General features: G+C 63.2%; 17 protein-coding genes. 7 read left to right on the top strand and 10 right to left on the bottom strand.

The genetic code is table 11. From position 1 onward, the window contains the following. A partial coding sequence (locus tag AYR66_RS00315; protein WP_206046999.1) for an SPOR domain-containing protein occupies positions 1-546 on the top strand: 546 nt, incomplete at its 5' end. Positions 547-553: 7 nt separating this feature from the next. Here the strand turns inward: AYR66_RS00315 and AYR66_RS00310 are convergent. Together AYR66_RS00310 and AYR66_RS00305 are read right to left on the bottom strand one after the other, a co-directional pair. Further along, positions 554-739: a zf-HC2 domain-containing protein gene (locus tag AYR66_RS00310; RefSeq protein WP_088705841.1), complete on the bottom strand. Its 186-nt coding sequence runs from the start codon at positions 737-739 to the stop codon at positions 554-556. Further along, complete coding sequence (locus AYR66_RS00305) at positions 736-1,293, bottom strand: sigma-70 family RNA polymerase sigma factor (RefSeq protein ID WP_088705840.1); 558 nt, start codon at positions 1,291-1,293, stop codon at positions 736-738. Before AYR66_RS00305 ends, AYR66_RS00310 begins: the two co-directional genes overlap by 4 nt. 142 nt (positions 1,294-1,435) lie before the next feature. Here AYR66_RS00305 and argB point away from each other — a divergent pair, with 142 nt between their 5' ends. After that, positions 1,436-2,347 carry an acetylglutamate kinase gene (gene argB, locus AYR66_RS00300; protein WP_088705839.1) on the top strand — a complete coding sequence of 304 codons (912 nt, stop codon included), beginning with the start codon at positions 1,436-1,438 and terminating at the stop codon, positions 2,345-2,347. 34 nt (positions 2,348-2,381) lie between these two features. Here argB and AYR66_RS00295 read toward each other — a convergent pair whose 3' ends face one another. Continuing rightward, positions 2,382-3,311, bottom strand: coding sequence for a TraB/GumN family protein (locus AYR66_RS00295; protein WP_088705838.1), 930 nt, complete (start codon positions 3,309-3,311; stop codon positions 2,382-2,384). A gap of 51 nt (positions 3,312-3,362) precedes the next feature. Between AYR66_RS00295 and AYR66_RS00290 the strand changes: the two genes are divergently transcribed. From AYR66_RS00290 to pabB, 4 genes are all read left to right on the top strand, one after another. After that, positions 3,363-4,088, top strand: coding sequence for a pyrimidine 5'-nucleotidase (locus AYR66_RS00290; protein ID WP_088705837.1), 726 nt, complete (start codon positions 3,363-3,365; stop codon positions 4,086-4,088). Positions 4,089-4,109: 21 nt separating this feature from the next. Beyond that, a complete protein-coding gene (gene slmA, locus AYR66_RS00285; protein ID WP_088705836.1) occupies positions 4,110-4,685 on the top strand; it encodes a nucleoid occlusion factor SlmA in 576 nt (191 codons plus the stop codon). Positions 4,686-4,804: 119 nt separating this feature from the next. Beyond that, positions 4,805-5,698: a DMT family transporter gene (locus tag AYR66_RS00280; RefSeq protein ID WP_088705835.1), complete on the top strand. Its 894-nt coding sequence runs from the start codon at positions 4,805-4,807 to the stop codon at positions 5,696-5,698. 64 nt (positions 5,699-5,762) lie between these two features. Beyond that, positions 5,763-7,592 (top strand): aminodeoxychorismate synthase component I, encoded by a 1,830-nt coding sequence (gene pabB / locus AYR66_RS00275; protein ID WP_088705834.1) that lies wholly within the window; start codon positions 5,763-5,765, stop codon positions 7,590-7,592. 17 nt (positions 7,593-7,609) lie between these two features. On the opposite strand, the gene AYR66_RS00270 is transcribed toward pabB, so the two are convergent. The 5 genes from AYR66_RS00270 to AYR66_RS00250 all read right to left on the bottom strand — a co-directional run bounded on the left by AYR66_RS00270 (position 7,610) and on the right by AYR66_RS00250 (position 11,731). Next, complete coding sequence (locus tag AYR66_RS00270) at positions 7,610-8,083, bottom strand: hypothetical protein (RefSeq protein WP_088705833.1); 474 nt, start codon at positions 8,081-8,083, stop codon at positions 7,610-7,612. A 4-nt stretch (positions 8,084-8,087) separates the two neighbouring features. After that, the gene (locus tag AYR66_RS00265; protein ID WP_088705832.1) at positions 8,088-8,573 is read right to left on the bottom strand and encodes a hypothetical protein; all 486 of its coding nucleotides are present in this window, start codon (positions 8,571-8,573) and stop codon (positions 8,088-8,090) included. 114 nt (positions 8,574-8,687) lie between these two features. Beyond that, a complete protein-coding gene (locus AYR66_RS00260; RefSeq protein ID WP_088705831.1) occupies positions 8,688-9,587 on the bottom strand; it encodes a DMT family transporter in 900 nt (299 codons plus the stop codon). A gap of 75 nt (positions 9,588-9,662) precedes the next feature. Further along, entirely contained in the window at positions 9,663-10,865 is a 1,203-nt protein-coding gene (locus tag AYR66_RS00255) for a YbfB/YjiJ family MFS transporter (protein ID WP_088705830.1), read from the bottom strand. Continuing rightward, the gene (locus AYR66_RS00250) at positions 10,862-11,731 is read right to left on the bottom strand and encodes a DMT family transporter (protein ID WP_088705829.1); all 870 of its coding nucleotides are present in this window, start codon (positions 11,729-11,731) and stop codon (positions 10,862-10,864) included. The genes AYR66_RS00255 and AYR66_RS00250 overlap by 4 nt, the downstream gene beginning before the upstream one ends. Before the next feature lie 178 nt (positions 11,732-11,909). Between AYR66_RS00250 and AYR66_RS00245 the strand changes: the two genes are divergently transcribed. Continuing rightward, the gene (locus AYR66_RS00245; RefSeq protein WP_088705828.1) at positions 11,910-12,230 is read left to right on the top strand and encodes a hypothetical protein; all 321 of its coding nucleotides are present in this window, start codon (positions 11,910-11,912) and stop codon (positions 12,228-12,230) included. Here the strand turns inward: AYR66_RS00245 and AYR66_RS00240 are convergent. Continuing rightward, entirely contained in the window at positions 12,227-12,973 is a 747-nt protein-coding gene (locus AYR66_RS00240; RefSeq protein WP_088705827.1) for a HesA/MoeB/ThiF family protein, read from the bottom strand. The genes AYR66_RS00245 and AYR66_RS00240 overlap by 4 nt on opposite strands. Positions 12,974-13,069: 96 nt before the next feature. Continuing rightward, positions 13,070-14,545, bottom strand: a complete 1,476-nt coding sequence (locus tag AYR66_RS00235) for a S41 family peptidase (protein ID WP_088705826.1) — start codon at positions 14,543-14,545, stop codon at positions 13,070-13,072. Positions 14,546-14,547 lie beyond the last annotated feature (2 nt).

The raw sequence follows: 14,547 nt of genomic DNA, 5'->3' as shown, positions 1-14,547 counted from the left end.
GTCCCCCCGCCGGCGGCCAAGCCCGCACCGGCTCCCGAACCGGCCCCGGAGCCGGTGCCCCCGGCTGCGGCGGTGAAAAAGACCGTCGTGCTGGCCTGCACCGAGATCGGCAACTTCCCCCCCGATGATGCCAAGCGCTTCAGCGCCGAGCTGGCGAAGCTGCCCTTTGCCGACCGCGTAAAGCAGCGCGCGCTGCAGGAAGTGGCGAACCACATGGTCTACATTCCGCCCCAGGCCGACAAGGACGGTGCGGAAAAGAAGGCCGGCGAGCTGCGCAAGATGGGCGTGAACGATTTCTTCATCATCCAGGACAACTCCAGCATGCGCTGGGGGATCTCGCTCGGTGTGTTCAAGCATGAGGACGCGGCCAAGGCGCATCTCGCCGCGCTCAACCAGAAGGGCGTGCGCAGCGCGCGCATCGGGCAGCGCACGGTGACGTCGAGCCAGGTGGCGTTCCAGGTGCGCGACCTCGACGAGGATGGCAAGTCGGCATTCGACAAGGTGAGGGCGGAGTTCCCGAGGCAGGAAATCCGCAAGTGCGAGTGAGGCAGGGTTAATCTCCGCCCGGCCCGAGGCGCTGCATCGCCTTGCGGATCAGGTCCATTTGCGCAGTGAAGTTGCGGCAGGCGTTGCATACCAGCAGGTGCATGCGCACGCGGGACCGTTCGAGCAGCGTCAGCTCGCGGTCCATGCTTTCGGACGTGAGGCGGTGGACTTCCTTGCAGGTGGGTTTGATCATCGTCCGAACCAGTTCAGGTCAAGGCATTCGCGCAGCTGCACACGAGCGCGATACAGCATTACCCAGGCATTAGACGTGCTGATGCCCAGTTCCTTACAGATTTCTTCGGTGTCCAGTTCCAGCCACTCCCGCATCATGAAAATGCGGGCATTCCTGGCCGGCAGCCTTTCGAGGCAGGTTTCGAGCACCCGGAAAAAATCCTTCTGCTCCAGCGTGGCGTCCGGATCGCCCCATTGGCGCGGCATGTCCACGGTATGGCCGTCGGGCTTGAACAGCGCGTCGATGACCTCGGCGTCGGTCTGGTCTTCGCCCGTTTCGATGCGCAGTTCGCGCTTGGTCGAGCGCAGCGCGTCCACGATCTTGTGCTTGAGGATGCCGGTGACATAAGTGCGCAGCGAGGACTGGCCGGAAAAGCGGTCCGGCTTCTCCAGGACGGCGATCAGCGCATCCTGCACCACATCCTCGGCCAGCGCCTCATTGCGAAGCTGCAAGACGGCGAAGCGCACCAAGGCGGGGCGCAGGGCATCGAGTTCGCGAGGATGTATGGTCGTCATGTCACCGTTTTTGGTCACGGATTGTCATTTGGACAAAGCCTAGCGGATGGAGCGCGCAATTACAAGAAATCCGCCGGGGATGCGGCAACTTCGTGCCGCACTTTCCCTGTAAAATCGCGAAAATCGTTTTACAGGACCCGCCATGACCGACCTCGCAGACCCCAATACAGACCTGTCCGGTGTTTCGCCCCAAATCAAGGCTGAAATTCTTGCCCAGGCACTCCCGTACATCCGCAAGTTCCACGGCAAGACCATCGTCGTCAAGTACGGCGGCAATGCGATGACCGAAGAGCGCCTCAAGCACGGCTTCGCGCGCGACGTCATCCTGCTCAAGCTGGTCGGCATGAACCCGGTCGTGGTCCACGGCGGCGGTCCGCAGATCGACAATGCATTGAAGAAGATCGGCAAGCAGGGCACCTTCGTGCAGGGCATGCGCATCACCGACGAAGAAACCATGGAAGTGGTGGAGTGGGTGCTGGGCGGCGAAGTGCAGCAGGATATCGTCATGCTGATCAACCACTACGGCGGCCAGGCGGTCGGCCTGACCGGCAAGGACGGCGGCCTGATCCGTGCGCGCAAGATGCAGATGCCGGACAAGGAAAACCCGGGCAAATTCCTCGACATCGGCTTCGTCGGCGAGATCGATGCCATCAACCCCGCAGTGGTCAAGGCGCTGCAGGACGATGCGTTCATCCCGATCATTTCGCCGATCGGCTTCGGCGAGGATGGCCAGGCCTACAACATCAACGCCGACCTCGTGGCGGGCAAGATCGCGGAAATCCTGAAGGCGGAAAAGCTGATCATGATGACCAACATCCCGGGCGTGATGGACAAGAAGGGCAACCTGCTGACCGACCTGTCGGCCCGCCAGATCGACGAGATGTTCGCCGACGGCACGATCTCGGGCGGCATGCTGCCGAAGATCTCATCCGCGCTGGACGCCGCGAAGTCGGGCGTCAATACCGTGCACATCATTGATGGCCGCATCGAGCATTCGCTGCTGCTGGAAGTGCTGACGGAGCAGGCGTTCGGGACGATGATCCGGTCGCATTGATTGATGGCCGGGGTGCGCTCCGCGCACCCCGCGCCTAGTACAGCTTCTCCACCTCATACCCCCTCCGCCGCAGCAAGGTCGGCACCCCGGTCTCCCCGACCATGTGCAGCAGCCCGACCCCGACAAAGGTCGTTTCGTCATCCCGCAGCAGTTCCTCGATCTTGGTCGCCATCTCCGGATTGCGCTTGTCCAGCAGTACGCGCTGCGTGAATTCCGATGATGCCGACTTCTCGAGCAGCGACGCGCGCATGAAGGCTTCCACTGCATCATTGTTGGCCGTGGCCCACGCGTCGATCAGCGCCTGCGCCTTCTTCAGCGCATTGCCGTCGCCCAGCTCGTCCAGGTTCTCGCGCAGGTACTGCTCCTGCACTGCGTCGGGCATGCCGTCGAACAGCGACATCTGGTACTCGGCCGACTCGAGTTCGCGCACGTCTTTCGCCTGCTTGTCGGCCAGCGAGAGCAGGAATGTCTCGATGCCGTGGCTGCGCTCGTAGCCGTTGCGTTCGAGGTCGAGGCCGACCAGCATGTTGGCCAGCAGCCAGGGCTTCATATGGCGCACATCCTCGAAGGCGAGGCCCGCCACGTCCAGCGCGCGCTTCAGTTGTACCAGCACGCCCGGCGACAGGTGGTGCTCGACTGACTCGCCGACCGGATAGAAGGCGTGCTTGCTCAACGCCGCCTGGAAGGGTTCCGGCTTGCGGATGTCGATCTCGAGCACCAGCTTGCCGGCGCGGGCGAGGGCGCCAGTCACTTCATCTTCCAGCGGGAAGAAGGCTGGTTTGCCGACGTGTATGGTGCCGAAGAGGTAGGCGGTGTTGCCGTGGTGGCGCACGCGGTAGAGGGTACCGCGCTTCGCTGCACCTGCTTGTGCGCTTGCAGCCGGTGCTGCATTATTGTCCGCATGCGCTGCGCCGAACCAGCCAGCCAGGCACAGGCTTAGCAAAACAATAACACCCGACTTCATTTTTTTCTCCCTGATTTGCCGCGCTGATGGCGGCTCAATTCACTGTATCAGATGCCTTCACCGATTTGGTTGTTCGACCTCGACAACACGCTGCACAATGCGTCGCACGCGATTTTCCCGGCGATTAACGCCAACATGAATGCATTTATGGCAAAGGTGCTCGGCAATGGCGACCAGCCCGCCGACCCCGAGACCGTGAATGCGGTGCGCCTCGCTTACTGGAAGCGCTACGGCGCGACGCTGCTCGGCATGGTCCGGCACCACGATGTGAAGATGGATGACTTCCTGCGCGAGGCCCACCTTTTCGAGGATCTCGGCACGATGATCCGCGCCGAACGCGGCCTCGGCCGCCTGCTGAAACGGCTCCCCGGCCGCAAGATCCTGCTGACCAATGCGCCGCGGCGCTACTCCCACGACGTGATGCGCCACCTCGGGCTGCACCGCCATTTTGCGCAGCACATCCCCATTGAATCCATGCATGTCCACGGCCAGCTGCGCCCCAAGCCGTCTCGGCAATTACTGCGCAAGCTGCTGGCGCGCGAGGGTGTTCCGGCGCGCCGCTGCATCCTGGTCGAGGATACCGCCGACAACCTGAAGGCGGCCAAGGCGCTGGGCATGCGCACCGCTTGGGTCACCCAGTATCTCGCAACCAGCCCCAACCTGAGGCAGCTTGCCAACGGTCGACCCATACCAAGATTCACAAAGCGCCCCATTTATGTCGATGTCAAAGTACAATCCGTAAGGCAACTTCCGGCGATGCTGCACAGGCTGAGGTAAAACCTTCTCCATAAAACGATCATGGCAACCACAAAACCGGGCGAACGCAAGCTTCAAATCCTGCAGACTCTGGCCACAATGCTGGAGCATCCAAAGGGGGAAAAGATCACGACCGCGGCCCTGGCGGCCAAGCTGGACGTATCGGAGGCCGCGCTGTACCGGCACTTCGCCAGCAAGGCGCAGATGTTCGAAGGCCTGATTGAATTCATTGAGACCAGCGTGTTCGGCCTGATCAACCAGATCAGCGAACAGCAGGAAAACGGCCTGGCGCAGGTACAGGCCATCGCGGCCATGCTGCTCAGCTTTGCCGAACGCAATCCCGGCATGACCCGCGTGCTGATCGGCGATGCGCTGGTCAATGAGGACGAGCGCCTGCAGTCGCGCATGAATCAGTTCATCGAACGCGTCGAACTGTCCATCCGGCAGGCGCTGCGCATCGCGGCGACCCAGGGCCAGGCGCGCGAGAATGAAATCGCTACCCGCGCCTGCATGATCACCAGCCTGGTGGTCGGCAAATGGCATCGTTATGCCAAGAGCGGCTTCAAGTACAACCCGTCGGAGAATGCGCAGGCGCAGATCGCGATGCTGCTTGCCTGAAGCTTCGCGGTTTTTTGCGGGGTGGATCCGAATTTGATTCGCTTCCCGTCGTCTGCGTCCTGCGCCGGCATGCAAAGATCAGTACACTCTCTGTCTTTGCGATTTCACCGCCCGGCTGCATGGACTCCACCACCGAAAAGCACTTCCCCGTCTTCGCCTTTGCATCGCTGCTGATCGGCGGCATGGCCATCGGCTTCGCCGGCATTTTCATGCGCCTGTCCGACGTCAATCCGGTGGCATCCGCCTTCTGGCGCATGGCGCTGGCATCGCCTTTCCTCTGGGCGTGGGCCTTCGCCGTGCGCAACCAGGACAAGGCGGCGGGCAAGCGCACCGATTTCACGAAGGCGCTGGTCCTGGCCGGCATCTACTTTGCCGGCGACATGGGCATCTGGCACCTGTCGCTGCACTACACCACGGTCGCCAACGCCACGCTGCTGTCGAACTTCGCTCCGATCTTCATCGCGCTGTGGATGTGGATTGCATACCGGGTGCGCTTCGCCCGCATCTTCATCGTCGGCATGGTGATCGCGCTGGTCGGCGCGATCATGCTGGTCGGCCCCAATGCAGGCGGCGAAAGCAGCGGCGGCAACAAGCTGCTCGGCGATGCGCTCGGCCTGTCCAGCGCGGTGTTCTACGCCGCCTACCAGCTCGTGGTCAAGGACGCGCGCAACGAATACTCCACCGCGCGCCTGATGGCGTGGAGCACGACGGTCACCGGACTGGCCCTGCTGCCGTTCGCGCTGGCCGCGCCCGGCGCATTCTGGCCCGCTACGGCCGCCAGCTGGCTTCCGCTGCTGGCGCTCGCGCTGGTCGCGCAGATCGGCGGCCAGACCGTCATCGCCTATGCGGCGGCCCACCTGCCGGCCAACCTGACTTCCGTCAGCCTGCTGATCCAGCCGCTGACCGCCGCCGTCGCGGCATGGATCATTTTCCAGGAAGCCATCGGCCCGGTGCAGATGGCCGGGGGCGTGCTGCTGCTGTGGGGGATCTACCTGTCCAAGCGCGGGAGCTGAGTACAATACGGTTATCACCTCCCATCGCTTGTCCGGCACGCCAACTTGCTCGCGTGACACTGCCTTGAACGCCTCCACTCACTCCGCCGACGATTGTTTCGCACTGCTCGACGACTGCGACGCCAGCGCGGACGACCCGCGTTCGCGCCTGTTGACCGGTCATGCCGGCACGCTCGAATGCGCGGACGCTGCCGGGCTGCCGGGCATGCTGGCGCAGATGGAGGCGTCGCTCAAACAGGGGCTGCATGCAGTCGGCCTGTTCAGCTATGAACTCGGCGCGGAGATGCATCGCATCGCGCCGCATCCAGGGCAGGGGCCGTTCGCGCGAATACTGCTGTTCTCCGACTGCGCGCGGATGTCGTCCGAACAGGTGCGGGAATGGCTCGACGCACGCCGGCAGGACCGTCCTGCAGGCATTGCGCAGGTCCGCGCCAACGTCACCGATGCCGGATTCGAGGATGCCATCGCCCGCATCCATGCCTACATCGAGGCGGGTGACACCTACCAGATCAATTACACCTACCGGCTGCGCTTCGACGCCTTCGGCTCGCCGCTCGACCTGTACCGCCGCCTGCGCGAAAGACAGCCGGTTCCCTATGGCGCATTGATTGCGCTGCCCGGCGGCGAGGCAGTGCTGTCCCTGTCACCGGAGCTCTTCGTGCGCCATGCAAAGGGCACGCTTACGACGCGGCCGATGAAAGGCACCGCAGCGGCCACAGGCGATGCGGCGATCGATGCGCAACGTGCCGCTGCACTCGCAGCCGATCCGAAAAACCGCGCCGAAAACCTGATGATCGTCGACCTGCTGCGCAACGACCTCGGGCGCGTGGCGAAGTTCGGCTCGGTGCGTGTGCCGAAGCTGTTCAGCGTCGACCGTTATAGCAGCGTGCTGCAGATGACGTCGACAGTCGAGGCCGAGCTGCGTGACGACGCGAACCTCGCCGATGTGTTCACCGCCCTGTATCCCTGCGGTTCGATCACCGGCGCACCCAAGCGCCGCACGATGCAGATCATCCGCGAGCTCGAGCCCGATCCTCGCGGTATCTATACCGGCGCAATCGGCTGGTTCGACGCCCCGTCCGCGGATCGCCGCGTCGGCGACTTCTGTTTGTCGGTCCCGATTCGGACGTTGACGCTGCAAGCCGAATCCGGCGGTGTCCGGCAGGGCGAACTGGGTGTCGGCGCAGGCATCGTGCATGACAGCATTGCCGCCGATGAACTGGCGGAATGTCGTTTGAAAGCATCGTTCCTGACGGGCCTGTCCAACGATTTCGAGCTGTTCGAAACCATGCAGGCCACGCGTGAGAATGGATGCCGCAACCTGGATCGGCACCTGCGGCGCCTGCGCGCGTCCGCCTCGTACTTCGGATTTGCATGGGATGACGGCCGGATCGCGGACAAGGTGGTTCAAGGGTGTGCATCGCTGGAGCCGCAGAAGACATACCGCATGCGCCTGTCCCTGCGCGAGGACGGCAGCATATCGTTGCAGGCAGCGGCGATCACGCCTTTGCCCTTGCCGGCGAAGGTATTCCTGGCCCCGGCACCGACGCTGTCCATGGACCTCTTCCTGCGTCACAAGACGAGCGTGCGTACGCAGTACGATGCGGCATGGCGTGCCGCCGAGGAGAAGGGCGGATTCGACATGCTGTTCTTCAACGAGCGTGGCGAACTCACGGAAGGCGGACGCAGCAACGTGTTCGTCAAGCTGGGTGGGCAATGGTTTACCCCGCCGCTCGAAGCGGGTGTGTTGCCGGGCGTGATGCGTGGCGTGCTGCTGGATGACCCGGCATGGGCTGCGCGCGAAAGGCGATTGACGCTCGAAGACTTGCGCGCCGCGGAAGAAGTCATCCTGTGCAATGCACTGCGTGGCGTGCTGCCGGCAACCATCGTTTAGGAGGCCGGAGCAAACGCTCAGGCACCCGATTTCCGGAAGATCCTTTTTGCTAATCCTTGGTCCGCATGCTGCGGACAGCTATGCGGGGACGATCGCCACGGGCCGACCGGATCGCCGCCTGTACGCATATAGGCAATCGCCTCGCCAAGCAGCTTCCTGTCCGAACTTCGGTATAGCCGGTAGCGGTCCTGAATGATCGCCAGAGACTCGGGCGAATTCGAATCACCGCTGATATATCGGGTTTTTCGCGTCCGGTAGTATTTGTCGGTCACTTGCATGACGCTTGCGTCGAGTGCCGCGGATGGCACTGCCTGCTCGGGTTCGTCGTCGGACAGTTGCACTTGTTCATGGATAGTGAAGCCCCCATCCTTGGCGCACAATTCATCCACCATCCTGTCCGCCTGCCATATGCGGATGGCGGGCACCCCCCACCACAGGCCCAGCAAGGCCAGCGCGGCCACTTCCGTCCATCGATTGCGGGCCAGTTTCATGCCGTCACTTCGGCGCACGGTAAGACGCCTTCCTCTTCCGCTGCCGTTGCAAGCGCGTGCGGACATCGTATACATCGCGAATGTAGGCGCGCGCCACATGAAAGTGGAGGGCGCGATAGCACTTCCGGCGGTTGAGGTATTCGATCAGGATCGGCGGAAGTGCAAAGACAAGAAAGGTGGCGTACTCGCGGCTGCCGTCCATCAACGCTGCGACACCGGCGAACGAAGTAATGAACAACACCACATGCTGCAGCCATCCGGAAACAAAACGCCCGAAGTCCGAATCCCGTGCTGCCCTTATCTGTCGCCGTGTCGCGTGGATGACGACGCACACATACGCCAGGAAGATGAATGGCCAGTCCAGGAGAAACGCCCCGAACAATCCCGCGAAAACAGGCGCATAGAGGGCGCCCGCCACGAAGTCATTGTATTGGTTGGCCGCCAGTTGCCTGGCCGTCGCGCGGTGGATGTCGTGGTGTATCAGTCGCATTGAAAGCTCGTTTCTGCCTGCCGGAGATGGCGCGTGGATGCGCTGGAGACAGATAGGCAATCAAGCGGAGTCTTTCAAGGGACGGGCAAGACTACGACGACAATTTCATGACATCTAGCGCGACAGACGCTCCCCCGGCGCGCTATTCGCGACATCGACTCGTTGGAACACCACCAGCCAGGTCGCCAGCACCACCAGCGCACATCCGACCAGCGTGTTGAAATTGATTTCCTCATGCAGGAACACCGCGCCCCACACCAGCGCAAACAGAGGAATCAGGAAGGTGACCGTCAACGCCTTGGTCGGCCCCAGGTCCGCGATCAGCCGGAAGTAGATGAAGTATGCGACCGCGCTGCACAGCAAGGCCAGCATCAGCACGATCACCATGACGAAGGGCGTGATCTCGCCGCGTATCGGCGACAGGGACGCGAAGGGCAGCAAGGCGAGGGCCGCGCCGAGCTGGGAACCGGTGGCCATCAATGGCGGCGCGATGCCGGACGATTTCTTCTTCGAATACGCACCGGCAATGCCATAGCACAGGGCGGCTGTCACACAGGCCAGGGCGGCGATCATCACCTGCGGCGAGAAGGCCGCTGGTCCGAGACGGACCAGGAAGGCGACGCCAATCACGCCGGTGACGAGGCCGGCGATCTTGCGCGTGGTGAGCGTTTCGCCGAGCACCGCGGCGCCAACAAGCGCGCCCCACAGCGGACTGGTGGCATTGAGGATGGCGGAGTATCCCGCTGGCAGCGTCAGCGCGGCATACGAGAACAGCGCGAAGGGGATGGCCGAGTTCAGCGTGCCCAGTATGAGGTACTGCTTCCAGTTGGCGCGGAACTGCATGTTCCGTCCTGTCACCAGCATGAATATCAGCATTGCCGTGCCCGCGATCGCCACGCGCAACTCGGCAGTCCATAGTGCGCCGAGCACCGGGGCGACGATACGCATGAAGAGAAAGGCCGCGCCCCAGATGGCGGCAAGGGCGATGAGGCGGGCGAGGTCGGCGCTACGCATGGTGAATCCTGATATGAGCGGAATGAAAGATTAGCGCGGCTGCGCAAGGCTGGCTGGCCGGATTCGGACAAGCGATCATGCGCGGTTCCGCAAGGGTTGCTGTCGCGATGCAAGCAAGGCGCCGGCGACGAGCGCGACCGCGGAAAACACCAGTCCACGCTGCAGTCCGCCGCCGCCGTCGGAAATCCATCCCACGATGGTCGGTCCGACGATCTGGCCGAAGGCGAACACGGTGGTAAAGCCGCTGATGCCCGACGACCATGCTTGCGAGGGCAGGTTGTGCCGCACCAGCGCGGTAGTTGATGCGACCACGGACAGGAACACCGCGCCGAACAGGATGCCCGACGCGAACACGGCGACCGGCGCCGACGTCAGCACCGGCAGCAGGGTGGCAATGGCGAGCAAGCCGTTGAGGATAGCAAGGGCCTGGCCGCCCTTGAAATGGTCCAGCATGCGCGCCCAGATGCGCGACGAGGCGACAACCGCCAGGCCGAGCATGGCGTAGAACAGCGTGATCGACGGCGCCTGCATGCCCTGCTCCTTCAGCAGCGCGATGATGAAGGTCATGTAGCCGATGTACCCGACACCGAACATGAAATAGCCGGCGAGACCGAATGCAAACTCGCGCACGCGGAAGTGGATTGCCCCGGCGGCAGCCGTCGCCGCGCCATCCACCTGTCGCGCAGGCAGTGCCATCAGCAAGGTCATCACGAGACAGACCGCGCCCAGCACCAGCCATGCCCATTGCCACGGATGTGCTGTGTGGCTTGCTGATTCCAGCGTCGCGGGAACGAGCAGCGCGGACAGCGTGATGCCGAAACCGGTCCCGCCGTAATAGAGGCCGATGAGGAAGCCGGCATGCTTCGGATGCTGGGCGCCAAGCCGCGCGGCGAGCAATCCCCCCGAAATGAAGATGAAGGCGCTTGCAACGCCCGCCAGCACGCGCTGCAGCAGCAGGACCGCGGCCTCGGTGACGAAGCCGGACAGCAGCATGAAGATGCCCGTGAGCACCGCGCCGCCGACCAGTGCCGCCTGCGCATTCAGCCTGCGCATCAGCGCCGGCGTCAGCAGCGCGCCGACGAAGTAGCCGAAGGCATTTGCCGTATTCATTGCTCCCGCCAGCAGGTAAGACCATTGCAGGTCGGCGCGCATCGGCGGCAAGAGCAGCGCATAGGAAAAGCGCGAAATGCCGAGCGAAATCGCCGCGCCGAAGGACAGCGCAAGCGCTGTCAGCAGCGGATGGCGGAGCGCGAACTGTCCGGCCTGCACCGCGCTCATGCTTTCGGCGCCGTCAGCACGAGCGCCATCGCACCCAGCACCACGCTGCCGCCGGCGACCGTCGCCATGCCGACCGGCTCATGCAGGAAGAGGAAGGCCCATAGCATGCTGAACAGCGGGATCAGGAAGGACACGCTCATCGCGCGTGTCGGTCCGATCTTGACGATCAGCGGGATGAACAGCGCCTGTGCCAGCCCGGACGACAGCAGCGCCATTGCCGCGATGCAGGCGATGGCCGTCATCGAAGGCATGGCCGCCGGGACGCTGAACGGCACGCCGGGCAGCATGATGAGGCTGCCGATTGCCATCGAGCCGGACGCCATGGCAATCGGATGGATGCCGCCCGGCTGCCCGGTTTTCTTGACGATGATGCTCGACAGCGCATAGCCCGCTGCCGCCACGAGGCAGGCGGCGAAGGCGGTAAGCGTATTGGCGTTCAAGGGGATGGATCCTGCGCCGACCAGCACGGCGACGCCGGTGATTCCCAACATCAGGCCGGCCAGCTTTTGCATGGTCAGGCGCTCCGCCAGCCAGACCATCGAGAAGACGGCACCGAACAGCGGCGCGGTTGCGTTCAGCACCGCCGAGTGGGCTGCGGGCAGATGCAGCGCGGCAAAGGAAAAGCAGGAGAAGGGAATCACGACTGCGAACAGGCCGACCACTGCAAAGGGCTTGAGGTTTGCGCGCCAGTCCATCTTCACCCGCGTGGCGGTCGCAAAGGCGAGCAGCGCAATGCCGGCCAGTGTCGTGCGCAGCGTGGCCGTCAGCCACGGCCCGGTTTCAGGCACCGCAACGCGCAGGAAGATGAAGGAGCCGCCCCAGATCGCGGACAGGAACACCAGCTTGGCAAGGTCGGCGGCAGACATGGGGGAGTGTTGCAGAGGGGAAAAAGAGCGGTCGTTCGATTGTAACACTGTGACTTTTCAAGCGCTTTGTTGCGTATGCACAGGGCGCAGGTGAAATCGGGACGCGGCTTGTAATGCCGTTGATACAAGCCAAAAACCGGCTTGTCGGAACATTAATAATCATGTCAGGGAGATCGACATGAAAAAGCCTGCGCACAGGAACAAGATGGCGAACGTGGTAGTGCTGGTAGCGGCCATGCCGCTGGCGGCTTGCGGAAGGGTGGAACTGTCCTATGCCGATGCTGCCACACCGGTGATCCAGGCCGTGGCGGAGGAGGATGGCGCCGCGACAAGCCAGGCGCTCATGGCGGAGCGCCGGCACTTTGCCATTTACACCGCTTACCGGGCGCTGTCGGACGAGTCCTCGAGCATGTACCGGTCGAGCGGCGATGGGAGTGCCGTGTCGCGCGAGGTTGATGCGGGCGTCCCGGCTTGCATCGTGAATTCCTTGCCGGATTAGCTGCCGCACACCGAGCAGCCTGCATTGCGTGCGACGCGGATGCTCGTCCACTCCATATTGCGCGCATCCAGCAGCAACAGGCGGCCCGCCAGCGACTCGCCGATGCCCGCGACCAGCTTCAGCGCTTCCGCCGCCTGCATGGTGCCGATGATGCCCACCAGCGGCGCGAACACACCCATGGTCGAGCACAGCACTTCCTCGAACTGCTGCTCAGGCGGAAACAGGCAGGCGTAACAGGGCGACATTTCGTGGCGCGTGTCGAACACGGAAATCTGTCCATCCATGCGGATTGCGGCGCCTGATACCAGTGGCACCTTGTGCTCAACGCAGGCGCGGTTTACGGCGTGGCGCGTCGCAAAGTTGTCGCTGCAGTCGAGCACCACGCTCGCCTGGCTCACCAGTTCGGAGAGGCGTTCGCCTTCCAGGCGCTCTTTCAGCGCCACCACCTCGACTTCAGGATTGATGCGTGCCAGGGTGGCCTTGCCTGATTCCGCCTTCGGTTGGCCGACGCGCTCCGTGGTGTGCAGGATCTGGCGTTGCAGGTTGGTGAGGTCCACTGTGTCGTTGTCGACCAGGGTGATTTTGCCCATGCCTGCCGACGCCAGGTAGAACGCAACCGGCGAACCCAGACCGCCGGCGCCGATCACCAGCGCGTGGCCGGCCAGGATTTTTTCCTGTCCTTCGATGCCGATTTCGTCGAGAAGGATGTGGCGGGAATAGCGGAGCAGCTGGTTGTCGTTCATGGCGCTACGTGGGCGGGGATGGCAATACGGGGATTGTACCCGGGCAGGAAATGAAAAAGGCCGCATCGCTGCGGCCTTTTCCTTCATCGGGCGGGATTACTTCTTCTCGCCGTTTCCGTTCTTTTCACCATTGCCGTTCTTCTTCTCATTAATGGTGTTTTCCTTCTTGCTCTCGATCTTCGCGGACTTGGAGAGCTGGACCGGCATGCCCTTCAGGTGGTTCAGCGCCTGGGCCAGCTGGAAGTCTTCCTTGCTGCCGAACTCGAGCGGCTTGCGCTTTTTCTCGAGGGCGGCGAGGCGCTGTTCTTCTTCCAGTTCATCCAGCTTGCGGGCAGCTTCGTCCTTGTCCTTGTCGTTCAGCAGGTGCTTCTGCAGATCGGCTTCGCGCAGGCGCAGTCCATTCAGGCCGTCGCCGTCGGCGGTTTCGTCGACCAGCAGGTCAGGCACGATGCCCTTGGCCTGGATCGAGCGGCCGTTCGGCGTGTAGTAGCGGGCGGTGGTCAGCTTGACCGCGGTATCTGCGGACAGCTGGCGGATGGTCTGCACCGAGCCCTTGCCGAAGGTCTGCGTGCCCATGATGGTGGCGCGCTTGTAGTCCTGCAGCGCACCGGCCACGATCTCCGAGGCGGACGCGGAGCCGGTGTTGACCAGCACCACGATCGGCACGTTCTTGACCGCTTCCGGCAGCTTGGAGAGCGGATCGCTGGTGGCCACGCGCGAGGAAGTGTAGAACTCGCGGCGTGCGTAGAAGGTCTGCTTGGAATCCGGCAGCTGGCCGTTGGTCGACACGACCGGCACGTCCTTCGGCAGGAAGGCCGCGGAGACGCCGATGGCACCCGGCAGCACGCCGCCCGGGTCATTGCGCAGGTCGAGCACGAGGCCCTTCAGGTTGGGTTCCTGCTGGTAGATCGCCTGCAGCTTCTTGGCCATGTCTTCGACGGTCGGCTCCTGGAACTGCGATACGCGCAGCCAGGCGTAGCCGGGTTCGACGACCTTCGACTTCACGCTCTGCACGCGGATTTCCTGGCGCACGATGGTGACGATGATCGGGCGGTCCTCGTCCTTGCGGGCGATGGTCAGGGTGATCTTGGTGTTGGGCTCGCCGCGCATGCGCTTGACCGCTTCATCCAGCGTCAGGCCCTTGACCGGGGTGCTGTCCAGGCGGGTGATGAGGTCGCCGGCCTTCAGGCCTGCCTTGAACGCGGGCGAATCTTCGATCGGGGAGATGACCTTGACGTAGCCGTCTTCCATGCCGACCTCGATGCCCAGGCCGACAAACTTGCCCTGGGTGCCTTCGCGCAGTTCCTTGAAGGCCTTCTTGTCGAGATAGGCGGAGTGCGGGTCGAGCGAAGACACCATGCCCGAGATCGCCTCGGTCAGCAGCTTCTTGTCTTCCACCGCCTCGACGTAATCGGACTTGATCAGGCCGAACACATCCGCCAGTTGGCGCAATTCTTCCAGTGGCAGCGGAGACGTATGCTTCTGGGCGCTTGCTTCAAACTGCATTGAGCCGGCGATGCCAGCAATAACGCCTAAACCGATAAGGCCGAAGTTCTTCAGTTTGCTGCTCATGT

It is taken from the genome of Noviherbaspirillum denitrificans, from assembly GCF_002211445.1.
Lineage (GTDB): Bacteria > Pseudomonadota > Gammaproteobacteria > Burkholderiales > Burkholderiaceae_D > Noviherbaspirillum > Noviherbaspirillum denitrificans.
This window is presented reverse-complemented; position numbering and strand designations above follow the sequence as displayed.